The sequence below is a fragment of the Arthrobacter sp. NPDC056727 genome (genome assembly GCF_042790555.1).
Classification (GTDB): Bacteria; Actinomycetota; Actinomycetes; order Actinomycetales; family Micrococcaceae; genus Arthrobacter.
Window position 1 is genome coordinate 1 of record NZ_JBHTZA010000009.1, and the last position, 25,250, is coordinate 25,250.

Here is a 25,250-nt window from a genome sequence, read left to right on the forward strand (position 1 = left end):
ACGGTGTTCCGGGCAGCGCCGGCGGACGGGTCCGCGTCCGCATCCTCGCCCGAAGCAGCGGCGGTGGGGACGAGGGGTGAGGCTGCTGCGGTGAGGGCGGCGGTGCGGGAGCGGTCCACGGCGCCGGCGGCGACCACCTGCAGGTGCTCGACCCGTCGGGAAAGCCGTTCGACCCGGTCGGCGAAGTCAGCGGACCGGCGGAAACCCCACAGCCCGGTGCCCTCGGCCGTGATCGGGTTTGACTCGAGCCAGGCAATGGCGTGATCAGCCGCGTCCGCGCCTGCATTTACATCAGCAGGGACGCTCTGAAGGGCGGTCGCACCGATGGCAGCGAACCCACCGGCTTGGGCGGAAGCCAACCCACCGGCACCGGGCCCCAAGGCCCGGTCTGCGGTGAATCCCCCAACGGCTTCCATAGAAACAGTCTGATCAGGGGGTCTGACATTATTAGCCCCGCCGTCGGGACTGGCCCCGTTGACCCGGCCACCGCCGTCGTTCCCTGAGACGGAAGCCAACCCACCAGGACCAGGCACTAAGTCCCGGTCCCCGGTGAATCCCCCAACGGCTTCCATGGACCCAGTCTGATCCGGGGGGTCTGACATTCGTCGGCCCATCGACAGCCTCCGAAGGCCAGGCTTAGAATACGCGCGTCGGGGGACCCGAGTTTCGGACCATATGTCGGTCTCAATGTTTTGGATGCGCGGCATTCACATTGGAGACGGCATGGAAAAGCAACGAGCATTTTTGGCGGCTGTCGCGGCTGCCTCACTCCTCTTGACGGCGTCCCCGGCGGGCCGCGCGGCCTCGGCCGGCCATACGGCAGGCACCGCAGCAGACAAGCAATCCGCTCAGGCTGTGCTCGCCAAAGGCCTTTTGAGCCCGCTCCACCTCAGCGACGGTCAGGAGGGCTCGGTACTGGTCAGCGAAGAATTCGCGGGGCAGCTGACGAAGATCGCCAGGGATGGCACCAAGTCGGTGGTCTACCGGAACTCGGCCTGGGATGTGGCCGGCACCGACCGGCGTGGCCGCACCATCTACCTGGCCGAAAGCCAGGGCGCCGGGCCCATGGACCCGAGGCCGCTGGCCGGGCACATCAGGAGCATCGACGCCGACGGCGAGCAGCGCACCTTCGGCGACCTGGCCGCTCTGGAGATGAAACACAACGCCGACGCCGGCACGAGCTATGGCTTCGAGGACCTTCCCGCCGCCTGCGTTGCGAAGTTGCCGAAGGACGTGCCCATCTCCTACAAGGGCCAGATCGACTCGCATCCGTATGGAATCGATGTCTACGGCAGCACCATCTACGTGGCCGACGCCGGAGCCAACGCCGTCGTGTCGGTCGATGTGGAGTCGGGCGAGGCCGAAGTGGTTGGCGTCCTGCCGGCCCGGCGGCACACATTCACCTCGAAAGAGGCAGCGGCCCTCAAGCTTCCGGGCTGCATCGCCGGGCACACCTACCGGTTCGAGCCGGTGCCTACCGACGTTAAGCGCGGACCGGACGGCTGGCTGTACGTCTCCGTCCTCCCCGGCGGGCCGGAGGATCCAGCACTGGGCGCCCGCGGAGCGGTGTACAAGATCAGCCCCCACAACGGCCGGGTCAAGCTGTTCGCCGATGACGTCATGTCACCCACCGGTCTGGACATGGACGACGACGGGCACGTGTACGTCGCGTCCCTGTTCGGGGAGGGCGTGCTGAGGCTGTCTGCCCATTCAGGTAAGCAGACGGTGGTGCTTCCGGGCATGCTCACGGCCGACGTCGATATCAGGGGCGAGACCATCTACGCCACGGTCAACTCCCTGCCGGCACCCAATGCGGCACCGGACGGCCATGTTGTGAGGATGCCTCTGGACGACTAGCAAAAACAGGAGAAGCAAAAGAAAAAGGCACAGCCGGATCGTTGAGATCCGGCTGTGCCCTTACTTTGTCTGCTGGCAATGCAGAACCGGGAAACCTAGCGGTTCCGGTCCTCGTCGATTGCGTCGCCGTCCACCAGGTCGAGGTCCTCTTCGTCGAAGTCGTCTTCGTCGATTTCCACGTCCGCCGGGACGTCGCTCTTGTACGGGTCGGCGTCGCCGGCGTGCTTGGCGTTCCGTGCCAGTTCAGCCACCTCCGCGTCGCGCTGCTTCGCGGTGCGGAGCAGCTCTTCGAGGTTGGACGCGTTCACGGGGATCTGGTCCGCGACGAACTCAAGCGTGGGTGTCAGCCGCGCAGTGATGTTCCGGCCCACTTCCTGCCGAAGCACACCCTTGGCCTTCTCCAGCCCCTTGGCGGCATCAGCCTGCACGGCCTGGTCGCCGAACACGGTGTAGTAGACGGTGGCATGCTGCAGGTCATTGGTCACCCGGGCGTCGGTGACAGTAATCCCCTCAAGCCGGGGATCCTTCACCTTCCGGCCCAAAGCCTCAGCAACAACAACCTTAATCCGCTGCGCCATCTTGGCAGCGCGTGCCGGATCAGCCATTTTTACTCCTAGAAAGATTGGGGGTACGACGGCGCTATAACGCTTGCGTACACAAGTCAGGTAAGTGCCACGCACCACAGGCGAGTCTACGACGTACTACCGTTGGGTTTTTCCGGCGGCCTGGGAGTGGCATCGGGCCTGTCGGAGCCGGGAGGGTTTCGATCGAAGATCGAAACCCTCCCGGCGAAGGGGCGGGGCCGCCGGGAAAACCCAACGGCCCCGCACCTTCCGGGTGAGGGCTGCTGGGATGTCCCAGCAGCCCCGCACCTTTTGCTTCGCTTAGACGCGCGGCTTCTCGCGCATCTCGAAGGTCTCGATGATGTCGCCCTCGGTGATGTCGTTGTACGAACCAAGACCGATACCGCACTCGAAGTCCGTGCGGACCTCGGTGACGTCGTCCTTGAAGCGCTTGAGCGTCTCCACCGTGAGGTTGTCGCCAATGAGCTTGCCGCCGCGGGTGATGCGGGCCTTCGTGTTGCGTCGGATGGTACCGCTGCGAACGATGGAACCTGCAATGTTGCCGAACTTGGAGGAACGGAACACTTCACGGACTTCGGCCGTGCCCAGCTGGACCTCTTCGTACTCCGGCTTGAGCATGCCCTTGAGGGCCAGCTCGATGTCATCAATTGCGGAGTAGATGACGGAGTAGAAGCGCATGTCCACGCCTTCGCGGTCTGCCAGTTCGGCAACGCGTTCGGCGGGCTTGACGTTGAAGCCGATGATGACGGCGCTGTCGACCGTTGCCAGGTTGACGTCGTTCTGCGTGATCGCACCAACACCGCGGTGGATGACGCGGAGCTGAACGCCTTCGCCGACGTCGATCTTGAGCAGCGCGTCTTCGAGGGCTTCCACGGCACCGGACACGTCACCCTTGAGGATGAGGTTGAGGGTGTCGATCTTGCCTTCGGCGACCGCCTGGTCGAAGTCTTCCAGGCTGATGCGCTTGCGGCGCTTGGCGAGCTGGGCGTTGCGCTCAGCGGCTTCACGCTTCTCGGCGATCTGGCGGGCGGTACGCTCGTCGGCGGTCACCAGGAAGGTGTCACCGGCGCGCGGCACGTTGGACAGGCCGAGGACCTGCACCGGACGGGACGGCAGTGCGACATCGAGCGCTTCGCCGTCCTCGTCGAACATGGCACGGACGCGGCCGTGGGCCGTACCGGCCACGATCGTGTCGCCGACGGCGAGGGTACCGGACTGCACCAGGACGGTGGCCACGGAACCGCGGCCCTTGTCCAGGTTCGCTTCGATGGCGATGCCTCGTGCGGCCTTGTCCGGGTTGGCCCGCAGGTCAAGCGCGGCGTCGGCGGTCAGCAGGACAGCGTCGATCAGCTCGTCGATGTTCAGGTTCTGGCGGGCAGAGACCTCAACGAACATGGTGTCGCCACCGTATTCTTCGGGAACCAGGCCGTACTCGGTGAGCTGGCCCTTGACCTTGTCCGGGTTCGCACCTTCCTTGTCGATCTTGTTCACAGCCACGACGATCGGCACGTTGGCCGCCTGGGCGTGGTTGAGGGCTTCAACGGTCTGCGGCATCACGCCGTCGTCCGCTGCCACAACAAGGATGGCGATGTCCGTGACCTTCGCACCACGGGCACGCATGGCGGTGAACGCCTCGTGACCCGGGGTGTCGATGAAGGTGATATCGCGCACCGCACCCTCGTGCTCGTGGCTGATCTGGTAGGCACCGATGTGCTGCGTGATGCCGCCGTGCTCGCCGGCAACGACGTCAGAGTTACGGATGGCATCCAGCAGGCGGGTCTTACCGTGGTCAACGTGACCCATGACGGTGACGACCGGAGGACGCGCCTCCAGCTCGTCGTCGCCTTCGGCCTCGAGTTCGGCTTCGACGTCGATATCGAACGTGCTGAGGAGCTCGCGCTCTTCATCCTCGGGCGAAACGACCTGCAGCTTGTAGCCGAGTTCCTCGCCGAGCAGCGCAAAGGTGTCCTCGTCCAGCGACTGGGTTGCCGTTGCCATTTCACCGAGGTGGAAGAGCACGGTAACCAGCGCGGCGGGGTTTGCCTCGATCTTGTCGGCGAAGTCCGTGATGGACGAGCCACGGCGAAGCCGGATAACGGTGTTGCCGTCGCCGCGGGGTACGCTCACGCCACCCAGCGACGGTGCGCTCATCTGCTCAAGTTCTTGGCGCTTTGCGCGCTTCGACTTGCGCTGCTTGCCACGGCCGGCGCCGCCCTTGCCGAAGGCACCCTGGGTTCCACCGCGACCGCGGCCACCCTTACCGAAGCCACCGCCGGCCGGAGCACCGCCGCCGCCACCGGGACCGCCGGTTCCGGGAGCGCCGGGACGGCCGGGACCGCGTCCGCCGCCACCGGGACGGCCGGCACCTGCAGGTGCAGGACGCTCGGTGCGGTTAGGCATCATGCCAGGCGTGGGCCGGTTTCCGCCGGCACCCGGACGGGGACCGCCGGGACGGGGTCCGCCTGCACCGGCCGCAGGACGCGGGCCGGGCGTAGCGCCTGGACGCGGAGCACCGGGGCGGGGTCCGCCTGCACCGGCTGCCGGACGCGGGCCACCGGGACGGTCGCCGTCAGTGCGGCCGCCGCCGGGACGGGGCATGCCCTGGGAAGTTGCAAACGGGTTGTTGCCCGGGCGCGGCGGACGTTCGCCGTCTCCACCGCGGCCGCGGGGCATGCCCTGGGACGTGGCGAAGGGGTTGTTGCCGGGGCGGGGGCCTCCGGGACGCGGAGCTCCGCCCGGACGTGACGGGGTCTCAGCCTTGGGCGCGGGACGTGCTCCCGGCTTGGCGCCGGTGGACGGCGCAGCAGGCGTTCCGGCAGCCGGAGCTGCAGGGGCGGCGGGAGCAGCCGGAGCTGCAGGCGCCTCGGCCTTGGGGGCCGGCGCGGGAGCCGGAGCGGGCGCCGCAGCCTTGGGGGCAGCGGGACCGGGAGCCGGCGCTGGACGGGATTCCGCCGGCCTGGCCGGGGACTTGGGGGCGGCTGCGGGGGCTTCGGACTTCGAAGCGGCGGCAGCCGGGAACGCGTTGCGGAGTTTCCGCACCACGGGGGCCTCAATGGTGGAAGAGGCGGAGCGAACAAATTCGCCCAGTTCCTGCAGTTTGGTTACTGCATCTTTGGAAGTAATACCGAGCTCTTTTGCAAGCTCATGTACGCGGACCTTGGCCACATTTCTCCTGTCTCGGTCCGCACCGAGCCAGGTACGAACCGTCTACTTCTTACTGCGGGCCCCCGCTGCTGTTACAGCTGAAAGGCCCATTGCAGAGCGCAACAAAGTTGTCATCGTTACGCACTCATCGCTGGGAACTCATCGGGTTTCCATCAGATTTCTGACCCGCTTTCAGGTTTGGACGGTTGTACTGCAGACGCCGGGACGTCCGCAGCGTGCGCTCCTGCCGTTATCCGGCGTTCGACGGCGGCGGTTCCGGTTGACCCGTTGAGGGCCCTTCCGAAGGCTCGCCGCTTGACCGCCAGGGCCAGGCACGCTTCGCTGGGGTGCAGCCATGCACCCCGGCCAGCCATCCGGCGTCGTTCATCCACCACGACGGCGGACGAACCGCCGGCGTCGGAGACGAGCCGGAGCAACTCTGACCGCGGCCCCTTTTGCCGGCATCCGATGCAGGTACGCTGCGGCTGATTCCCGAGGGGTTGCACGTGTGCCACTTCCGAGTATCTTCCTGCCTGTACCTATCTGCCTGTCCGGCCGCCTGCCACTGCCTTTCGGCAGGACCCGGCGCACGAACACGCTGATGCCGGCCGCTAGGCGCGGCCAAGTTCTATTCTAGCCCCTCACGGGCCTTATACCCGAAACCGGAAACCGAAACTGCCCGCCACGGGGGCGGGCAGTTCGGTCGAAGCCAGGTGCGGTGCCAGACGGTTTTCCTGCCGCCCGGCCATTCCTTCTAGCCGCGCGGTGCGGCGGCGTCCGAGACGATATCGATGCGCCAGCCCGTCAGTTTGGCGGCGAGGCGGGCGTTCTGGCCCTCCTTGCCGATGGCAAGGGAGAGCTGGTAGTCCGGCACCACGACGCGGGCCGAGCGGGTGGCTTCGTCGGTGATGGTGACGGAATTCACGCGCGACGGCGACAGTGCGCTGGCGATGAAGGTGGCCGGATCCTCGCTGAAGTCAACGATGTCGATCTTTTCGTCGTTCAGCTCGGTCATGACCGCCCGCACGCGCGAGCCCATCTCGCCGATGCACGCGCCCTTCGCGTTGATGCCCGGGGTGTTCGCTTTGACCGCGATCTTGGTGCGGTGCCCGGCCTCGCGGGCCAGGGCGACAATCTCCACGGAGCGGTCGGCGATCTCCGGGACCTCCAGTTCGAAAAGCTTCCGAACCAGGCCCGGGTGCGAACGGGACAGCGTGATGGACGGGCCCTTGGTGCCGCGGTGCACGTCGATCACGTACGCGCGGAGCCGGTTCCCGTGAATGTACCTCTCCCCCGGCACCTGTTCCGGCGGCGGAAGCAGGGCCTCTACAGCGCCCAGGTTGACCTGGATCATGTGGGGGTTGTTGCCCTGCTGGATCAGCCCGGCAACAAGTTCACCCTCGCGGCCCTTGAACTCGCCCAGGACGTTGTCGTCCTCAACGTCGCGCAGCCGCTGCAGGATGATCTGCCGCGCGGTGCTGGCGGCGATTCGGCCAAACCCGGCCGGCGTGTGTTCGAACTCGCCGATCGGTGCGCCGTCGTCGTCGATCTCGGTGGCCCAGATGGTCACGTGGCCGCTCTTGCGGTCCAGTTCCGCCCGGGCCTTCTCGAAGGCGCCCGGCGATTTGTGGTAGGCGACGAGAAGTGCCTGCTCGATCGTGGGGATGAGGAGATCCAGGGGGATTTCGCGCTCACGCTCCAGGAGTCTCAGCGCGCTCATGTCAATATCCATCAGGCCTCCTCAGAAGGTCCATTGTGCTCAGTTTCCAGACCGGCCTCGTCGAGGCGGCTGAACTCAATTTCGACTTTTCCGCTGCGGATCTTGTCGAAAGGAAGTTTTACGGGGTCGCCCTGCCGGGGCTTCATGCCCTTTTTCACGGCGATTTCGGGGACGAGGGTCACGCCGGCGCCGTCAACGGAGCTGATCCTGCCGGTGACGTTCTCACCCTGGATCACGTTGACGCTGACCATGCGGCCGCGCGCCCGGTGCCAGTGGCGGGGCTCCGTCAGCGGCCGCCCCACGCCGGGCGACGAAACCTCAAGGTCATAGGGCCGGCTGTCGGTGCTGGGATCGCTGTCCAGGATGTCGGAGAGTTCCTTGGAAATGTCCGCGATGACGTCCAGGCTCACGCCGCCCGTTTCTTCCTGCGGCAGGTCCACCACTACGTGGACCACCCGGTTGGAACCTGCGATGTGGATGGCAACATCCTCCAGGTAGAGACGGTGCGACTGGACTGCGGGTTCCAGCAGCGCCCGGAGGCGTTCAGCCTCGGGATTGTGGACAGCCGCGGGTTCAGCCTTTCCCGCGTCGGTCCGGTCTGATGAAGTCGTGGCTTCTGCATTGCTCACGATGCCGGCCGCCTCCCGTTAGATGATGTTGTGACTACTAGCCTAGCGATTTTCCAGGCGCCTTGGTGCACGGACTTCGCCGCGGCCGTGACAACATGGTCTGTTGTGAATGACGACAGCGGGCGAAAACGAAGGCCGGCCAGCTATCTCCGGTACAGCCTGCTGGCACTCGCAGCGTTCCTGGTGCTGAGTCTCGGTTTTGCATTGATTCCGCGGGAATCCCCGGCACCGGCGGCGCCTCCGTTTTCCGAGCAGGCACGCACCGCAGCCCTCGCCGAAACCCTGGACTTGAGGGCGGCCAGCCAGCAGCTGGTGAATGGCTCATCCGGCGCCCGTCGGCAGCTGTTTTCGCACGCTGTGACTTTGCTGACTACGCAGGCGCGGGCGCTCCTTCTTCCCGGCAGCGCCACCTCCAGCCCGGCGGCTGGCCTTTCGGGAACAGCTATTCCATCCGCTACGGCATCATCCGGGACAGCAGCGTCAGGCACGGCAACGCTGCCTGCACTGGTGGCCGCGTTGTCCAAGAGCGGCAAGGAACGACTCGCCCACGCTGAGAAGGCCGACGGCGGGATGGCCCGGCTGCTCGCGGCGGTAGGGACCGCGCAGCTGCTTCAGGCGACGACGCTGGCACAGGCCGCCGGGTCAGCGCCGCCCCCGCTCCCGGCTCCGGCGGCGACGAAGCGCCACGCGGCCGCCGCATGTGCAGCTGCCTCGGACAGCAGCGCCGCCTCGCAGAATGGTGCCGAACCAACCAACGGCGCCCCGTCCGGCAAAAGTGACCAATCAGGCAACAGTGACCCATCAGGCAACAGCGCCCAGTCCGGCCAAACAGCGGACCCCTCCGGCAATGCCACACTGGCCGCCGCCCTGGGCCGGGCAGTCCGGACGGAGGTTGAAACGGTGTACGGCTACCAGGTGGCACTGACCCGCATGGACGGCGCCGCCGCGGAACAGGCCGCCGGCCTGCTGGCCACGCACGAGGCCCTGGTGGGCCAGGCCGAGGCTTACACGCGCGTTCACTGCGTGGCCGTTCCTCCCCGCGAACCGGGCTACACCCTGGGCACCTCGTTCCTGCAGAAGCCGGCCGCCGGGCTGGCCAGCCTGGAAGCCGGAACGCTCCCCGTCTACGGCGACCTTGTGGCCCTGAGCGACGGTGAGACTCGGAAGTGGGCCGTTTCCTCGCTGGTCGCGGCTGCCCAGCGGACCATGCGCTGGGGCTCGGATCCGGGCCCCGTGCCTGGCATTGTGCTGGACACGACGCTCCTGCCGGAGCTTCCGGAGCCGGCCGAGCCCTCGGCCAGCCAGACCGGCACCGGAGCGCCGTCAGCACCCGCCGTGCCCTAGCCGCGGAGCCACAGCCGGCCGCCACCCGCTATGGGCAGCGCCCGCACCCTCCGGTGCCGGGGTCGCCCGGTGACATCTCCACTGGCAGCCGGCTGCCTCCAAGTGGTTTGCTGGACCCATGGATCCAGTGGACATTTCGGCATTGCCCCCTGAGGGGCAGCACGCCAATGAGCCCCATAACAACGACCTCGTGCACCGCCTGAACTGGCTGCGTGCGGGTGTCCTCGGAGCCAACGACGGGATCGTGTCGGTCGCGGCGATTGTGGTGGGCGTGGCCGGCGCCACCAGCGAGCACGGCCCCATCCTGGCCGCCGGTGCTGCCGGGCTGGTGGGCGGGGCCGTCTCCATGGCCCTGGGCGAGTACGTCTCCGTCAGCAGCCAGAGCGACAGCCAGAAGGCGCTCATCGAGAAGGAACGGCGCGAGCTCGCCGAGGAGCCGGAAGAGGAGTTGCTGGAGCTCACCGCGATCTACCGCAGCAAAGGCCTTAGCGAGGAAACAGCCCGGAATGTGGCCCGGGAACTGACGGAGCACGACGCCCTGGCTGCTCACCTTTCCGCCGAGCTGAATATCGACGAAGAGGACATCGTGAGCCCCTGGCATGCCGCCTTTGCGTCAGCTGTCGCGTTCACGCTGGGCGCTTTGCTGCCGATGCTTGCCATCCTGCTGCCTCCTGAAAACATCCGCGTGGCCGTGACCTTTGGAGCGGTGCTGCTGGCCCTGGCCGTGACGGGTGCCGTCGGTGCGTGGATCGGCGGCGGCTCAAAGACCCGTGCGGCTGCACGGGTGGTGGTGGGTGGCGGCCTGGCCCTGGCCGCTACGTTCTCCATCGGCAACCTGCTGGGCGCCAGCGGCATCGTGTAGCGGCGCCAGGGGCATTGTTTGGGCAGGAGCTGTCCGGCCTTCCGGCCTTACAGCGCGCCCTCTACTACGCTGGAGCTGTGAGCCCGCCAGCAGACGTTCCTATCCCACCGGACCTGACGCGCCGCTATTCCCGCAGCAGCGCCGGCAGGGCGTGGCTGGCGTCGCTGACGGACATAATCCGCGGCCGGCTGGACCAGTGGCAACTCGAGCTTGACCTGGAACCGGGAGCGCTTCCGTGGAGCGGGCACGGCGGCGTTGTGGTGCCGGTCCGCACGGCAGGAGTGGCCGCCGCTCTGAAGGTGGCTTTTCCGCACGATGAGGCACTGGTGGAACGCCATGCACTGGCGCTCTGGGATGGCCATGGTGCGGTGAAGTTGCTGGCCTCCGACGCCGGGACGTGCTCCATGCTCCTTGAGCGTCTGGATGCCGGCAGGTCACTGCGCACAGAGCCGATGGACACCGCCCTCGAGGTGTGGGGCAGGCTGATGCGGGAGCTGGGCCTCGCGCCTGACGGCCGGCCGCAGTGGCAGGAATTTGTGCACGTGGCTGCCCGGGCGGAACAGTGGAGCGACGACCTGCCCGCCGATTGGGAACAGCTGGGCCGCCCGTTCCCCCGCTGGCTGCTGGAAGCCGCGCTCGAGGTCTGCCAGACGCGCGGCGCCGTGGGCCGCCGCTCCTCCGAGGACGTCCTGGTCAACACGGACTTCCACTATCTCAACATCCTGGCCAGGCTTGACGCCGCAGGTGGCAATGCGGCCGACGGCTTTGCCGCCATCGACCCGCAGCCGATGGTGGGCGAGGCGGAATTCGCTGTTGCCCCCGTGCTCTGGAACCGTATTCGGGACCTGTCCGCAACGGATCCCGCCGGAGCCCTGCTGGCCAGGTGCCATGACTTCAGCATCGCCGCCGGACTGGACCCTGAGGTGGCCCGCCAGTGGAGCCTCGCCCGCGAGGTGGAGAACGCCCTGCAGTACGCCTCCAGACCGGGCCACGGCGGAGACATGGCACGTTCACTGTGGGTGGCCAGCACCCTTGCCGGACGGACACTGGACGGGCTTCCGGCCGCCCATGACCTGCCCGAGCCGGGCCAGGACACCACGAATTCTTCCCCGGCCTAGCGCCGTCAGGGACCGCCCCGCCGGACCGCTTCCAGGGCCGTCCGCAGCGCCTCCACTGCCGTGGCGACGTCGTCGGCGTCGGTGGTCCAGTTGCTGACGGATATCCGCACCACGTCCCTGCCGTGCCAGCGGGAACCGGACATCCACACCCTGCCGTCAGCGATGAGCCGGTCCGCCACGCGCCGGGTTGTGGTGTCGTCGCCGAAGGCCACCGTGATCTGCGTGTAGCCGACGTCGTTGAGGACTTCCACTCCGTCCACGGCCGCGAGCTTCTCCGCGAGCCGGGCAGCGGACGCGGCGAGGCGGCGGATCTGTTCGGCCACGCCGTCCCTGCCAAGGGACTTCAGCGCAGCCCAGACGGGCACTCCCCTGGCCCGGCGGGAAAGCTCCGGGACCCGCTGGCTGGGATCACCGTCGCCGTCGGCATCCTGGAGGAGGTAGCTGGCGTTCAGCCCCATGGCGCTGCGCAGCGCTTGCGCGTCCCGGACCGCCACGACGCCGCAGTCATACGGGACGTTGAGGCTCTTGTGGGCGTCCGTGGCCCAGGAGTCGGCCTGCTCCACGCCTGCGGTCAGTCCGGCGAGTTCCGGGACGGCCGCGGCCCAGAGTCCGAAGGCGCCGTCCACGTGCACCCAGGCGCCGTGCTTTGGATACTGCGATGGCTGCGGCGAAGGGGTCGAAGGCTCCGGAGTGGAGGTTGCCGGCCTGCAGGCACACCAGCACCGGGGCAGGTGCTGAACCTGGGCCGAAGGTCCTGGAATGGTCCAGCGCGATCCGGTCCAGGGCACAGTCCAGCTCAGCGGCGTCGATGCGTCCCTGGCTGTCGGCCGGAACCACGGTGGGGCTGCCCATTCCGAGGTAGCGCAGCGCGACGTCCACCGTCTCGTGCCGTTCCTCCCCCACAAGGCAGTGGATCCGCGGCGCGCCAAAGAGTCCGTCGCGTGCCAGGTTCCAACCGGCGTCCTGCAGGAGCCGCCAGCGGGCGGCGGCCAGTCCGGTGAAGTTGGCCATGGTGGCTCCGGTGACAAAGCCGACGTCGGATTCCTCCGGCAGGCGCAGCAGCTGAAGCAGCCAGTGGCCGGCGGCGTCCTCGATGGCGGCAATCGCGGGCGTTGCGTAGCGCAGCAACCGAGTTCTGGTCCCAGGCACTGACGAGCCAATCGGCCGCCATGGCCGCCGGCAGCGTGCCGCCGATGACCCAGCCGAAAAAGCGTCCGGACGGCATGGCCATGAGGCCCGGTTCGGCGTGGCCGGCCAGGTAGTCCACCACGTCGGCCGGAGCCATGCCGGACTGCGGCAGCGCGCCGTCGAACGCTGCAGCGAGTTCCCAGGCTGCCTGCTGCGGACCTACCCGGCGGGTGGGCTGGCTTTCCAGCCAGAGCGTGGCGTGCCGGACGGCGGCAGCCAGGGCCTCCCTGTACGGTTCCGCACCGGCTGACATAGGTGCATGCTACGCCGTCCCCGGCTGCCCGCGAGAAGTCGTGCCCCGCGGGGACCTTGACGCCCCACGGGACGCAGCTCAGGCGAAGTTCTCCTGCCAGACGTCGAAGGCGAGTTTGACGATCAGGGCGAACACCACAACGAGGAACACCACGCGCACGAACTTGCTTCCCTGCCGGACAGCGGTGCGGGCACCGAGGTATCCCCCGGCCATGTTCGCCGCGCCCAGCAGCAAGCCCACTCCCCAGAGCAGCGACCCGTGCGGGAGGAAGAAAATGAGTGCCCCGGCATTGGTGGCCATGTTGACGATCTTCGCCTTGGCGCTGGCCTCCAGGAAGGCGTACCCCATCGCCGAAACCAGCGCGATCACCAGGAACGATCCCGTGCCGGGCCCGATCAGCCCGTCGTAGAAGCCGATCACGGCGCCGATGGCACAGGCCACCACGTAGTGGGTGCGGCCGTCGTGCCTGAGCTCGGTGAGATGCCCGGCATCGGGCTTGAGGGCCGTGAACAGCGCCACGGCCACCAGGGCCACGACGATGATCGGCTTGAACACCTCCGCCGGCAGGCGGGTTGCCAGCAGCGCCCCGCCAAAGCTGCCCGCCAGTGCGATGACGGCCATCGGTACCGCTGTTCTCAGATCGGGCCGGACACGGCCGTAATAGGTTACTGCGCTGGTGGTGGTGCCGAAGATGGAGCCCATCTTATTGGTGGCCAGCGCCTGCACCGGGGTGATTCCCGGCACCAGCAGCAGCGCCGGCAGCTGCAGCAGTCCGCCGCCGCCCACGACGGCGTCCACCCAGCCTGCCGAAAATCCAGCCACCACTATCAGGACGATAGTGGCGAGCTGGATCGACTCAAACCCCGAAACCACTGGGGGCGGGCGTCAGTTGCTGCGGACGGCGTTGACCACGTAGTCAACGGCCTTGTCCACGGCCACGTTTTCGGCCTCGCCGCTGCGGCGGTCTTTGATTTCGACGACGCCCTCCGCCAGTCCGCGGCCAACGGCAAGGATGGTGGGCACACCGACAAGCTCGGCATCGCCGAACTTAACGCCCGGGGAAACCTTGGGCCGGTCATCGTAGATGACCTCCAGGCCTGCGGCTTCGAGCTCGAGGGCGAGCTGCTCAGCGGCCGCGAAGATCTCCTCGCCGCGGCCGACGGCCACGACGTGGACGTCCGCCGGAGCCACCGAGCGGGGCCAGACAAGGCCCTTGGCGTCGTGGTTGGATTCCGCCAGCGCGGCCACCGCACGGGTGACACCCACGCCGTAGGAACCCATCGTGACCACCACCTGCTTGCCGTTCTGGTCCAGGACCTTCAGTTCCAGCGCCTCGGCATACTTGCGTCCCAGCTGGAAGATGTGTCCCATCTCGATGCCGCGCGCGATTTCGAGAGGTCCGGAGCCGTCCGGGGCTTCGTCGCCGGCGCGCACGTCGGTGCACTCGATGACGCCGTCCCAGGTGAAGTCGCGTCCCGCTACAAGGTCATAGACGTGCTTGCCGGCCATGTTGGCGCCGGTGATCCAGGCCGTGCCGCTCACGACGCGCGGGTCAACCAGGTACAGGAGCTTGGCGGCGCCCTCCAGGCCAAGGAGCGGCGCGTCCAGGGACATGCCCGGGCCAAGGTAGCCGCGCACGATGAGCGGGTTGCGGGCCAGGTCCTCCTCGCCTGCGGCTTCCACGGCGATTTCGCCCGCGACCGGGAGGTAGGCGCCGATGTTGGCCTCGACGCGCTTGAGGTCCACGCCCCGGTCGCCCGGGACACCGAGGACGACGATCTGGCGCTCACCGGTGGGGAGGGTGACCGCAAGGACCACGTTCTTGAGCGTGTCAGCGGCCGTCCACGGACCGCCGTCGGCCTCGCTGCGCGGAGCCAGCTCGTTGGATGCCGCCACGAGAGTGTCGATCGTGGGGGTGTTCGGGGTGTCTCGGATCACCGCGGCCGGGGCGTTGGTGAAGTCGATCTCGGCGGGGGCCACCGTGGACACGGCTTCGACGTTGGCGGCGTAGCCGCCGGCGGAGCGCACGAAAGTGTCCTCGCCGACCTCCGTGGGGTGCAGGAATTCCTCGCTCTTGGAGCCGCCCATGGCGCCGGCCGTTGCGGTCACGGGAATGACTTCCAGGCCCAGCCGCTCGAAGATCTTCAGGTACGCAGCGCGGTGGGCGGCGTAGCTGGCGTCCAGCCCGGCGTCGTCGACGTCGAACGAATACGAGTCCTTCATGATGAATTCGCGGCCGCGGAGCAGGCCCGCGCGCGGCCGGGCCTCGTCGCGGTACTTGTTCTGGATCTGGTAGATGCTCAGCGGCAGGTCCTTGTACGAGGAGTACAGGTCCTTGACCAGCAGGGTGAACATTTCCTCGTGCGTGGGGGCGAGAAGGTAGTCACCGCCCTTGCGGTCCTGAAGCCGGAACAGCCCTTCGCCGTATTCGGTCCAGCGGTTGGTAGCCTCGTAGGGCTCCTTCGGGAGCAGCGCAGGAAAGTGGACTTCCTGGGCGCCGATGGCGGCCATCTCTTCGCGGATGATCTGTTCCACCTTGCGCAGCACGCTCAGCCCAAGCGGCAGCCAGGTATAGATGCCCGGGGCCGCGCGGCGGATGTATCCCGCGCGCACGAGCAGCCGGTGGCTGGCCACCTCGGCGTCGGCGGGGTCTTCACGCAGGGTGCGCAGGAAAAGCTTGGAGAGTCGAAGAACCACGGGTAGGTGTCCGTTTCTTGGGGGAAGTGCTAATTGTCTGGGTACTAATCTACCGGCTGGGCAGCAGTACAGGTTCCTGGCCCTGTGGGAGCTGAACAGAAAAGCCACGCCCCGCAGGAGAAGCCCCTGGCCGTTGCCGGCTGGTCATCCCTGTGGTGGCGTGGCTCCACGGCCGGTCATGCCGCTAATTCTCTGAGAGACCACCCGAGTCCGAAAACGCGGTTAGGAAGAACCTATGTGATAGCCGTCACCGATACCAAATTCAGTTTTTGCAGGAGTGGCCCTGCGGCACGTACGGGCCCGCTACTTCACCAGAGCTGCCGCTGAATCCATGAGTTTTGCCGCCCTGGAGCTCGCCTCCGCCTCGCTGGCGCCGCCCGCGGCCAGCACGGTTACCAGAACGCCGCGCTTAACGGCCTGCGCCGTGATCATCGACTGGTGGCGTCCGTCCGGCAGTTCGGTGTCGGTCCGGTAGGCGACTGCCCCGGCCATGGAACCGATGCCCCTGAGCCTGGTGAGCGTCACGGCGACCTTCACGCCTGACATGGCCAGCGACATGTTCGCGCACTTGCTCAACTCCGCCGACTGGACAAGGCCCTTCTTGAGAAATGCCGGGTCCAGACCTGAGGTCAGGGCGATGGCTGTCGAGGCACCCGTCGCGGCGTCCAGGCTTGTACCCATCGCGGCAGCGGCACCCTCCACGGACGGCGCACCCCCGGCCACCGCAAGTTCGCGGCATGCCGCAGGTTCCACGGCCATCGAGGCAAGCATGCTCTTCGCCTGTTCCACATTCCCGGAGAGGTCCGCGCTGGACATCACGGCGAGTTTCTTCCCCCCGGCATCACGCAACTGGCCCACCAGGGCCGCCAATTCCGTGCTGGTGTACTTCTTGACCGGCGTCGCGGTGGGAGTTGGCGTCGGCGTCGCGGTGGGAGTTGGCGTCGGCGTCGAGGTGGGTGCTGCAGTGGCCGACGCCGGTGCGCTGACAGTGGCCGCGGCGGAGGTGTTCGCCGGGCTGCTGCAGGCGGACAGGCCGGCGGCAAGCACGGCGGTGGCCGCAAAAATGTGCAGAGCTGATTTCAAGATGTTCCCCCATGTGAGTGAATGCGCCGGCGACGCCGGCTAGAAGAGAACTGTAGCGAAGGTCCCTACCTGCCGGAAGCCAACACGTTCGTACGTTGCCCGGGCCCGGGAATTGTAGTCATTGACGTACAGGCTCGTGACAGGCGCCATCTTCTGGGCCAGCAGCACGACGGCGGCCATGTAGCCGGCGCTGAGCCCGAGTCCCCGGTGGCTGGGATTCATCCATACGCCCTGGACCTGGGTGACCTCGGACGTGACGGCGCCGAGCTCGGCCTTGAAAATCACCTCGCCGTCCTTCAGGTGCACCAGGGAATGGCCTTGGCGGATCAGGCCTGCCACCCGCCGGCTGTAGAAGTCGCGCCCGCCAAGGTACGGCGAGTAGCCAACCTCTTCCTCGAACATCGCCGCACAGGCCGGGAGGATGGTCTCAAAATCTGCGTATTGCCCGTACCCCAGTTCCCAGTTCGGTTCGACGGCCGGGGCGCCGGTGATGGTCATAAGCGGCTGGTCGGGCCGTATCTCGTGGGCGGTGTGGCCCAGCTCTTCCAGGTGGCGGTGCAGGGAAAGGACCGTGGGAGCCGGCCCGAAGATCGACGCGTAGCGGCGCCCGGAGCGGTGGGCGGCGGCAGCCACCGGGCCGGCGAGTTCGGGGTCCAGCTGGACGGGGACCAGGTTGGCGCCTGCCCAGCAGGCGCCAACCAGCACGTCGTCGTCGAAAACGCCCAGGACGCTGGCCCCGCCCGGGGTGGGCGCGGCAGAGTCCGTCGACTCCAGATGCGCCAGAATGAACACGTTGGCGACGGGATCCGTCTCTGCCAGTTCGCGCAATTGGCGGGTGTCTGCAACACCCAGCGCCCGGACGGCGGCACCGTCCGGTGCGGCGCCGTCCTTATGAGACGCTAACCACGGGGCTACCCTTGACAGCATCTTCGCCATCGGCCTCCCCCATCTCTTCCGCGATACGCATGGCCTCTTCGATCAGTGTCTCAACAATCTGGCTCTCGGGGACAGTCTTGATGACCTCGCCCTTCACAAATATCTGGCCCTTGCCGTTGCCGGAGGCTACGCCGAGGTCAGCTTCCCTGGCTTCGCCCGGACCGTTGACGACGCAGCCCATGACGGCGACGCGCAGCGGGATCTCCATTCCCTCGAGGCCGGCGGTGACCTGCTCGGCGAGGGTGTAGACGTCCACCTGGGCGCGCCCGCAGGACGGGCAGGAGACGATTTCCAGCTTGCGGGGGCGCAGGTTCAGCGACTGCAGGATCTGGTTGCCCACCTTGATTTCCTCAACCGGCGGGGCGGACAGGGACACCCGGATGGTGTCGCCGATGCCGCGTGAGAGGAGGGCGCCGAAAGCTGTGGCCGACTTGATGGTTCCCTGGAAGGCCGGGCCGGCCTCTGTGACGCCCAGGTGCAGCGGCCAGTCGCCCTTCTCGGCGAGCATTTCATAGGCCGCCACCATGACCACGGGGTCATTGTGCTTGACGGAGATCTTGAAGTCGTGGAAGCCGTGCTCCTCGAACAGCGAGGCCTCCCAGACCGCCGATTCGACCAGGGCCTCCGGGGTGGCCTTGCCGTACTTCTTCAGGATGCCAGGTTCCAGAGATCCGGCGTTCACGCCGATGCGGATGGATGTGCCGTGGTCCCTTGCCGCCTGCGCGATTTCCTTGACCTGGTCGTCAAACTTGCGGATGTTGCCCGGGTTGACGCGCACCGCGGCGCAGCCGGCCTCGATGGCAGCGAAGACGTACTTCGGCTGGAAGTGGATGTCGGCGATGACCGGGATCTGCGACTTCCGGGCGATGATCGGAAGCGCCTCGGCGTCATCGGCCGACGGGCAGGCCACGCGCACAATGTCGCAGCCGGAGGCGGTCAGCTCGGCAATCTGCTGCAGCGTGGCGTTGATGTCCGTGGTGGGCGTGGTGGTCATCGACTGCACGCTGATGGGGAAGTCGGAACCGACGCCGACGGAGCCCACCTTGATCTGGCGCGTCTTGCGGCGCGGGGCAAGAACGGGCGGCGGTGCGGATGGCATTCCCAGGCTGACCGAGGTCACGTGGACTCCTTGAAATCGAAAATCGGTGGTGGCTAGGCTGCGTGCTCAGCCAGGAGGCCGGTCACGGGGGCCCATTCGGTGGTTCGTGTGCCGGAAATGACGCCCGCAGCAGCGAAGGGATCCTGCCTCAGGATCTCGTTGAGTGCAGCTTCGTCGGCCGCCTTGAAGATGAGCAGGGCACCAGCGCCGTCGCCATAGGGTCCGCTGGCAAGAAGCGTGCCGTCCTGCGCCAGTCCTGCAGTCCATTCGCGGTGGGCGGGCCGAGTGGCCGCGCGCGTTTCGGAGGACTCGGCGTCGTATACGTACTCAACAGCAAAAACAGTCATAGAGATACCCTATCCCGCGGCCGGGCTACCCGAGGAGCACGACCTTCGTGAGGGCGGCAACTCCCGCCGCCCACAGCATGGAGGCAAGGGTGCCGATGATGAACCGCTCCGCAGCCACGGGCGTCTCCTTGAGTTCCGCAAACCGGCCCAGGCCCTTGATGGCCACCACGTAGGCGATGGCCACGGGCTGTCCGCCCAGGATGGCAAGGCAGACAGCCAGCCGCTCAAGCACGCCGATGATGGCCCCGCCGCGGAGAATCCGTGTGGCCGGAGCCTCGCCTCCGGCGCCCGGTACGGCAGAAGCGCCGGCGTCCACGGTGATGTCGCCGTTCACCGTATTGCCCTTGTCGGCCGTGGCAGGCTTGTCCGACGCGACGGGGCCGTCCACCGTCACATCGGCCGAGGGGTCGTCGGCGCCGTCCCTGCTGGTTCCGGCAGCGGCGTCGGCTTTGTCGTCGATGGTGCGGGCCAGCCGGAACACGAGGGCCGTGACGGGCCAGCCTATAAATCCGGCCGTCAGCAGGGCGGCTGCGATCCAGACAGCGTTCACGGTTCTCCTCGATTCTCGTCGCGGTCCTGGTTCTCGTTCCCGGCCGGATCCGGGTGGTTGGAGCCGAGGTCCTCCAGGGTGAGGCGGTGTGCGGTCGCCAGCAGCATTTCCACCGCCGGCCTTGCCGCCCATTCTTCCTGCCAGCCCGACCTGAGGACGGACCGGCTCACCGACTGCTCGCTGATTCCCAGTTCCTCCGCAACCAGTTTCTGGAGTCCGTGGCGTCCGGCGCCCTGCCCGGTTGCGGCGCCGCTCTTCGCACGCAGCGAGTCCACCACCCGCCACTGGGCCTCGGTCCGGTCCTGCACCAGCCTCCCGACCAGCCGCAGCACTGCCTCCGCATTGGCGCATGCCGCGGCTGCCTCATCCCTATGGCTCCCTGCGACCACGGCCACCGGCACATGGCTCGCGGCTGACTTGGCCCGCTCTACGGCCTTCCGCGCAGCGACAAAGGCGGCTCCGGATCCTTCGCGGGGGCTGGCGCCCGGCGCCAGGGTTCCCGGCCCGACGCCGATTCCCACGTACCAGCGCCCGCTTCGCAGGGCGCGGAGCGCCGCCTCGACCACCAGGGCGGGCTCCTGCAGGACGCCCTGGACTTCGTCGCCGACGGAGCGTTCAAAGCGGACGCCGGGATAGCTGCCCAGCGCCGTGAGGAGGTCGGGCACGCGGTCCCGGTCATTGGTACTGCCGCGCTGATCGATGGTCAGAACGTACATGGATAAACCGTATCCGGCTTATATTTCAAAATCAATCATTTGAAGCTGATTTTGTGGAATCAACCGGTAATGGCGGACAACAGTACCTAGCCGAAGAGATTCACGGGCTTCACAATGTCCGCATAGATCAGCAGCGCGCCCATCCCCATCAGCAGCGCGGCCACCACGTAGGTCACCGGCAGCAGCTTCGCGATGTCAAAGGCGCCGGGGTCGGGCCTGCCCAAGAGCTTGGCGACCCGCCGCCGCACTGCCTCGTAGAGCGCGCCGGCAACATGGCCGCCGTCGAGCGGGAGCAGCGGGATCAGGTTGAAGACCGCCAGGGCAAAGTTCAGCCCGGCGAGAAGTCCCACCAAAGCGGCCAGCCGCGCCTGCGCCGGCACCTCCTCCATGGCGGCCACCTCGCCGGCCACGCGGCCCACGCCCACCACGCTGATGGGGCCGTTGGGGTCGCGGGGTTCCTCGCTGAACGCCGCCTTGGCAACGCCGGCCACCCGGGCCGGCAGGTTGAGGACCACGCCCGCGACCTGCTTGATGTTCTCCCCTGCCATGGGCAGGACGGACGACGCCGGCTGGGGAACCAGCGCGGTCTGCGCACCGATGCCCAGGAATCCGACGTCCTGGTACAGGAGCTTTCCGGCGTCGTCCTTCGCCTGGCGCCCGTCCGGTCCGACGACCGGGCGTGCGGACAGGACAGGGGTAACCGTGCTGGTCACCGGCGAGCCGTTGCGCTCCACGGTGATGGACACTTCCTTGCCTGCGGAAGCGCGGATCCAGCCCGTCAGCTGGTCCCAGCTGGTCACGGCTTTTCCGTCAAAGGAGGTGATGACGTCGTTGGGCTTGAGCTGGGCAGCGGCTGCCGGCGTCGGCTTGCAGTTGGCTGAATCCGGGTCGACGGTCTCCCCCGCCTTCACCTGGCACTTGGAGACGTCGGCGATGGTGGTGGTGGGCTCGGAGATGCCGAAGCCCATGAGCAGCACCGCCGTGAGTACGAGGCCGATCAGCAGGTTCATGGCGGGCCCGCCGAGCATGATGATGATCTTCTTCCAGACCGGCAGCCGGTAGAACACGCGGTTCTCGTCCCCGGGGCCCACGTCCTCATGGGCCATGGAGCGGGCCTCGCTCGCCAGCGTCTGGAACATCCCGGTGCTGGAAGGGCGCACCGAGCCGTCCTCCTTGTTGGGCGGGTACATGCCGATCATGGACACATAGCCGCCCAGCGGGAGCGCCTTGAACCCGTACTCGGTCTCACCCTTTTTGGTCGACCAGAGGGTGGGGCCGAAGCCGATCATGTACTTGGTGACGCGCACCTTGAACAGCTTGGCGGGCACCAGGTGGCCCACCTCGTGCAGCGCAATCGATACCGCGATGCCGATCGCCACGAAGACGACACCAAGGATGAAGAGGATGACGGGACTCATGCTTAAAATCTGCTGCTTCCTAGAGACTGCTCACTGCTAAACGTTCGTGGGTGCGCGCACGTGCCCATTTCTCAGCATCGAGCACGGATCCGACCGTTAGCTCGGAGGAACCCGAATGTTCGCTGAGGACGGCCTCGATGGTGTCCACGATGTCCGTGAACCGGATCCGGCCCGCGTGGAAGGCCATGACGGCTTCCTCGTTGGCGGCGTTGAACACTGCAGGGTACGTGCTTCCCTGCCGCGCAGCGTCCTTGGCAAGCCGGACGGCGGGGAAGGCCTGGGCATCCAGCGGCTCGAACGTCCAGTTGGTGGCCCGGCTCCAGTCGCAGGGCGTAGCCGCGTTGGGCACCCGGTCCGGCCAGCCCAGGCCCAGCGCAATCGGCAGGCGCATGTCCGGCGGGGACGCCTGGGCGATCGTGGAACCGTCCACGAACTGCACCATGGAGTGGATGACGGACTGGGGATGGACCACCACGTCGATCCGGTCCAGGGGGATGTCGAAGAGCAGGTGCGCCTCGATGACTTCAAGTCCCTTGTTCACCAGGCTGGCCGAATTGGTGGTGACCATCAGGCCCATGTCCCAGGTGGGGTGGGCCAGCGCCTCCTCCGGAGTGACGGCGAACAGCTCTTCGCGGGTACGGCCGCGGAAGGGCCCGCCCGAGGCGGTCAGGATGAGCTTGTCCACCTCCGCGGCCGTCCCGGAACGCAGGCACTGCGCGATGGCTGAATGCTCGGAGTCAACCGGCACGATCTGGCCCTCACTGGCCGCGGCCTTGACCAGCGAGCCGCCAACGATCAGGGATTCCTTGTTGGCCAGCGCCAGGATGGCGCCGGACTCCAGCGCGGCAAGGGTCGGCGCCAGTCCGATCGACCCCGTGATGCCGTTGAGCACCACGTCCGCCTCTACGGAAGCGATCCGGGCCGACGCGTCCGGGCCTGCGATGATCTCGGGACGGTACTGCCCAATCCCTGCCGCGCCCGCCGCGTCATTGATCAGGTCCCGGAGGACCCCGGGATCACCTTGGGCGATGCCGACGGCGGCGGCCCGGGTGTGCACTGCCTGCCGGGCGAGGAGTTCGAGGTTGCCGCCTCCGGCGCTCAGCGCCACAACGTCGAAAAGGTGTGGGGCGCCGTCGATGACGTCAATTGCCTGGGTGCCGATGGAACCGGTGGATCCGAGGATGACGATCCTGCGCGGCTGGCCTGTTCTGGGTAGGTCGGGGCCCGAAGTCTGCATTGCTTAAGTATCCCGCACTGCCGGCGGCCACCGGACGGATAGGGATGACGGCCACCGGACGGACCCGGACTGCGGCCGCCGGACGGACGGGGATCAGCGTCGCAGGATGCGGCCTGCCAGCACCTTGACGCGCTTCCCCGCCGGGGTAACGTGGTGCCCGTGGACTGGGCCGCGTGGTTCGATGCGCCGGACTATGAATTCGCCCGGCAGGTGCTGCAGCGCGGTGTCGCCGCACTCTACTTCGTCGCGTTTCTGTCCTCCCTCAACCAGTTCCCCGCTCTTCTCGGCGAGCGCGGCCTCCTTCCTGTTCCGGACTACTTGAAGGGCTTCAGCCGGATGCGCAGGCCCACGCTGTTCCGCTGGCGCTACTCGGACAGGCTGTTCCGGGCGGTCTGTGCAACGGGTCTGGTCATTTCCGGCGTCCTGGTCCTGGGCCTGCCCCAGCTGGGCCCGCCCTGGGTGCCGCTGGCCGCGTTCCTGGCCCTGTGGCTGCTGTACATGTCGGTGGTCAACGTGGGGCAGACGTTCTACGGGTTTGGTTGGGAGATGCTGCTCCTGGAGGCTGGCTTCACTGTCGCGTTCCTGGGCTCGGACCAGACCGATCCGCCCCGGACCGTCCTGATCCTGGTGGCCTGGCTGGTGTTCCGGCTGGAATTCGGTGCCGGCATGATCAAGATCCGCGGCGGCCGGGAATGGCGCGACCTCACCGCCCTCTACTACCACCACGAGACCCAGCCGATGCCGGGCCCGTTAAGCCGGCAGGCCCATCTGCTGCCCAAGCCCTTCCACCGGCTGGAGGTGGTGGGCAACCACTTCGCCCAGCTGGTGGTGCCGTTCTTCCTCTTCGCGCCGCAGCCGCTGGGCAGCACCGCCGCCGGAATCATCATCTTCACGCAGCTGTGGCTGGTGGCCAGCGGCAATTTCGCCTGGCTGAACTGGATTGCGATTGTGCTGGCCTTTGCCGGGGTCAGCGATCCCGTGGCCCACGCGGTGCTGCCGTTCATTCCGCTGGACTGGCACAGCACCGGGGAGACACCGCTGTGGTGGCTCCTCATCACGCTGGCCGCGTCCCTGCTCCTGGTGGTCCTCAGCTACGGGCCCATCAAGAACCTGTTCTCCCACTACCAGCTGATGAACGCCAGCTTCAACCGCTGGCAGCTGGTGAACACGTACGGCGCGTTCGGCACGGTAACCAAGCAGCGCGTCGAGGTGGCGGTGGAGGGCACACTGGACGAGGAGCCGGATGAAGCGGCCGACTGGCGCGAATACGGCTTCAAGGGGAAGCCGGGCGACGTGCGCAGGCTGCCCCGGCAGTGGGCCCCGTACCACCTGCGGCTGGATTGGCTCATGTGGTTCCTGCCCCTGCGCACGGTCCACGAGGAGTGGTTTTACGCCTTCCTGGGCAAGCTGCTGGAGGCGGACGCAGCCATGCTGCGGCTCCTGCGCACTGACCCGTTCGACGGCGAGCGCCCCCGTTGGGTGCGCGCCCGCACCTATCTGTACCGTTTCGCCACCCGCGCGGAGTTCCGGGAGACCGGCCAGCGCTGGATCCGGACACCGCTCTACGAGGCGATCCCGCCCATTTCGCTGCGGGCAGGGAAATGATTGCTGCCGGGGCTCGTTCTACGTGGCGCGGCGGAGCACCGACTCCGCGTGCCGCAGGATGGGTCCATCGATCATCCGGCCCTGGTACTGGAACACGCCGGCCCCCGCTGCGCGCGCCGCGTCCAGCAGTTCCGTAGCAGCGGCCACGTCCTCGCCCGAGGGTGCGTAGGCGGCCCGGACGGCGCTCACCTGGCTGGGGTGGATGCAGGCCTTGGAACCGAAGCCCGAGGCGGCGGCGTCCCGGGCCTCCGCGGCCAGCCCGTCAAGGTCCGGGATGTTCACGTACACGGCGTCCACGGCCTGTTTGCCGGACGCGCCGGCTGCCAGCAGCACGGCGGAGCGGGCGTGCAGGGCAACGGCGCGGTAGCCGCCGTCGTCATTCCTGCTGGACGTGCCGCCGAGGGAGGCGAGCAGGTCTTCGGCCCCCCACATCATGGCCACCACGTTGGGTTCGGCAGCAATGGCGGGTGCGTGGACCACGCCGGCGGCCGTCTCGCACAGGGCAATCACGTGGAAGTCCGGCAGGGCCCGGAGCTGGCTGACGCTCTCCGCCTTGGCGAGCATGACGGTGCGGTAAGGCGTGTGGGCCAGGCAGTGCAGATCCTTCTCGAAGTCCTCCGTACCGGCCGGGTTGATCCGGATGATGGTCCGGCTGGGATCCAGCTCCGGCCCGTCACCGGAGCCGCCGAGCTGGGCCAGGATGGCGCCGCGTGCCCGCTGTTTGTCCGGCGCGGCGACGGCATCCTCAAGATCCAGGATGACGGCGTCGGCGCGCTCGGCAGCCTTCTGGAAGCGCTCCGGGCGATCGGCGGGGCAGAAAAGCAGGGCGGGTCCCATCACAAAAGTCATACTGCCATTGTCCG

The 25,250-nt window shown here is 67.5% G+C and carries 21 protein-coding genes and 2 pseudogenes; 5 read left to right on the forward strand and 18 right to left on the reverse strand.

All coding sequences use genetic code 11. The annotated features are described in order from the left end of the window. Positions 1-416: pseudogene (locus ACFRAH_RS10775) on the reverse strand (hypothetical protein); the annotation flags it as partial. 307 nt (positions 417-723) lie between these two features. Here ACFRAH_RS10775 and ACFRAH_RS10780 point away from each other — a divergent pair. Continuing rightward, positions 724-1,857 (forward strand): ScyD/ScyE family protein, encoded by a 1,134-nt coding sequence (locus ACFRAH_RS10780; RefSeq protein WP_377990878.1) that lies wholly within the window; start codon positions 724-726, stop codon positions 1,855-1,857. A gap of 95 nt (positions 1,858-1,952) precedes the next feature. Here the strand turns inward: ACFRAH_RS10780 and rbfA are convergent, their stop codons facing one another. From rbfA to rimP, 5 genes are all read right to left on the reverse strand, one after another. After that, the gene (gene rbfA / locus ACFRAH_RS10785; protein WP_377990879.1) at positions 1,953-2,462 is read right to left on the reverse strand and encodes a 30S ribosome-binding factor RbfA; all 510 of its coding nucleotides are present in this window, start codon (positions 2,460-2,462) and stop codon (positions 1,953-1,955) included. Positions 2,463-2,741: 279 nt separating this feature from the next. Further along, on the reverse strand, positions 2,742-5,606 hold the full coding sequence (gene infB, locus ACFRAH_RS10790; protein WP_377990880.1) for a translation initiation factor IF-2: 2,865 nt from the start codon (positions 5,604-5,606) through the stop codon (positions 2,742-2,744). Between the two features lie 152 nt (positions 5,607-5,758). After that, on the reverse strand, positions 5,759-6,100 hold the full coding sequence (locus tag ACFRAH_RS10795) for a YlxR family protein (protein WP_377990881.1): 342 nt from the start codon (positions 6,098-6,100) through the stop codon (positions 5,759-5,761). Between the two features lie 239 nt (positions 6,101-6,339). Next, on the reverse strand, positions 6,340-7,317 hold the full coding sequence (gene nusA, locus ACFRAH_RS10800; protein WP_377990882.1) for a transcription termination factor NusA: 978 nt from the start codon (positions 7,315-7,317) through the stop codon (positions 6,340-6,342). Beyond that, positions 7,317-7,934 (reverse strand): ribosome maturation factor RimP, encoded by a 618-nt coding sequence (rimP, locus tag ACFRAH_RS10805; protein WP_377990883.1) that lies wholly within the window; start codon positions 7,932-7,934, stop codon positions 7,317-7,319. Before rimP ends, nusA begins: the two co-directional genes overlap by 1 nt. Positions 7,935-8,039: 105 nt before the next feature. Between rimP and ACFRAH_RS10810 the strand changes: the two genes are divergently transcribed. The 3 genes from ACFRAH_RS10810 to ACFRAH_RS10820 all read left to right on the forward strand — a co-directional run bounded on the left by ACFRAH_RS10810 (position 8,040) and on the right by ACFRAH_RS10820 (position 11,258). Further along, a complete protein-coding gene (locus tag ACFRAH_RS10810) occupies positions 8,040-9,278 on the forward strand; it encodes a DUF4439 domain-containing protein (RefSeq protein ID WP_377990884.1) in 1,239 nt (412 codons plus the stop codon). Positions 9,279-9,396: 118 nt separating this feature from the next. Next, positions 9,397-10,140: a VIT family protein gene (locus ACFRAH_RS10815; RefSeq protein WP_377990885.1), complete on the forward strand. Its 744-nt coding sequence runs from the start codon at positions 9,397-9,399 to the stop codon at positions 10,138-10,140. Positions 10,141-10,217: 77 nt separating this feature from the next. After that, positions 10,218-11,258 (forward strand): aminoglycoside phosphotransferase family protein, encoded by a 1,041-nt coding sequence (locus ACFRAH_RS10820; RefSeq protein ID WP_377990886.1) that lies wholly within the window; start codon positions 10,218-10,220, stop codon positions 11,256-11,258. Between the two features lie 5 nt (positions 11,259-11,263). Here ACFRAH_RS10820 and ACFRAH_RS10825 read toward each other — a convergent pair. The 11 genes and pseudogenes from ACFRAH_RS10825 to dxr form a co-directional block, all read right to left on the reverse strand. Continuing rightward, positions 11,264-12,699: pseudogene (locus ACFRAH_RS10825) on the reverse strand (pyridoxal phosphate-dependent decarboxylase family protein). A 78-nt stretch (positions 12,700-12,777) separates the two neighbouring features. Continuing rightward, complete coding sequence (locus ACFRAH_RS10830) at positions 12,778-13,572, reverse strand: sulfite exporter TauE/SafE family protein (RefSeq protein WP_377990887.1); 795 nt, start codon at positions 13,570-13,572, stop codon at positions 12,778-12,780. A 12-nt stretch (positions 13,573-13,584) separates the two neighbouring features. Further along, positions 13,585-15,396: a proline--tRNA ligase gene (locus tag ACFRAH_RS10835; protein WP_377990888.1), complete on the reverse strand. Its 1,812-nt coding sequence runs from the start codon at positions 15,394-15,396 to the stop codon at positions 13,585-13,587. 303 nt (positions 15,397-15,699) lie between these two features. Next, the gene (locus ACFRAH_RS10840; protein WP_377990889.1) at positions 15,700-16,479 is read right to left on the reverse strand and encodes a hypothetical protein; all 780 of its coding nucleotides are present in this window, start codon (positions 16,477-16,479) and stop codon (positions 15,700-15,702) included. A 39-nt stretch (positions 16,480-16,518) separates the two neighbouring features. After that, positions 16,519-17,406: a GNAT family N-acetyltransferase gene (locus ACFRAH_RS10845; RefSeq protein WP_377991034.1), complete on the reverse strand. Its 888-nt coding sequence runs from the start codon at positions 17,404-17,406 to the stop codon at positions 16,519-16,521. Next, positions 17,369-18,535: a flavodoxin-dependent (E)-4-hydroxy-3-methylbut-2-enyl-diphosphate synthase gene (gene ispG, locus ACFRAH_RS10850; RefSeq protein WP_377964238.1), complete on the reverse strand. Its 1,167-nt coding sequence runs from the start codon at positions 18,533-18,535 to the stop codon at positions 17,369-17,371. Before ispG ends, ACFRAH_RS10845 begins: the two co-directional genes overlap by 38 nt. Positions 18,536-18,567: 32 nt before the next feature. Continuing rightward, positions 18,568-18,861 carry a YciI family protein gene (locus ACFRAH_RS10855; RefSeq protein WP_377990890.1) on the reverse strand — a complete coding sequence of 98 codons (294 nt, stop codon included), beginning with the start codon at positions 18,859-18,861 and terminating at the stop codon, positions 18,568-18,570. A gap of 25 nt (positions 18,862-18,886) precedes the next feature. Continuing rightward, entirely contained in the window at positions 18,887-19,411 is a 525-nt protein-coding gene (locus tag ACFRAH_RS10860) for a hypothetical protein (protein ID WP_377990891.1), read from the reverse strand. Next, positions 19,408-20,127, reverse strand: a complete 720-nt coding sequence (locus ACFRAH_RS10865; protein ID WP_377990892.1) for a MarR family transcriptional regulator — start codon at positions 20,125-20,127, stop codon at positions 19,408-19,410. Before ACFRAH_RS10865 ends, ACFRAH_RS10860 begins: the two co-directional genes overlap by 4 nt. 86 nt (positions 20,128-20,213) lie before the next feature. Then, positions 20,214-21,545, reverse strand: a complete 1,332-nt coding sequence (locus ACFRAH_RS10870) for a M50 family metallopeptidase (RefSeq protein WP_377990893.1) — start codon at positions 21,543-21,545, stop codon at positions 20,214-20,216. Between the two features lie 19 nt (positions 21,546-21,564). Then, positions 21,565-22,782: a 1-deoxy-D-xylulose-5-phosphate reductoisomerase gene (dxr, locus tag ACFRAH_RS10875; protein ID WP_377990894.1), complete on the reverse strand. Its 1,218-nt coding sequence runs from the start codon at positions 22,780-22,782 to the stop codon at positions 21,565-21,567. Positions 22,783-22,941: 159 nt separating this feature from the next. On the opposite strand from dxr, the gene ACFRAH_RS10880 reads away from it, so the two are divergent. Continuing rightward, positions 22,942-24,387 (forward strand): lipase maturation factor family protein, encoded by a 1,446-nt coding sequence (locus ACFRAH_RS10880; RefSeq protein WP_377990895.1) that lies wholly within the window; start codon positions 22,942-22,944, stop codon positions 24,385-24,387. 18 nt (positions 24,388-24,405) lie between these two features. Here the strand turns inward: ACFRAH_RS10880 and ACFRAH_RS10885 are convergent, their stop codons facing one another. Next, positions 24,406-25,236, reverse strand: a complete 831-nt coding sequence (locus tag ACFRAH_RS10885; RefSeq protein WP_377990896.1) for an HpcH/HpaI aldolase/citrate lyase family protein — start codon at positions 25,234-25,236, stop codon at positions 24,406-24,408. Positions 25,237-25,250 lie beyond the last annotated feature (14 nt).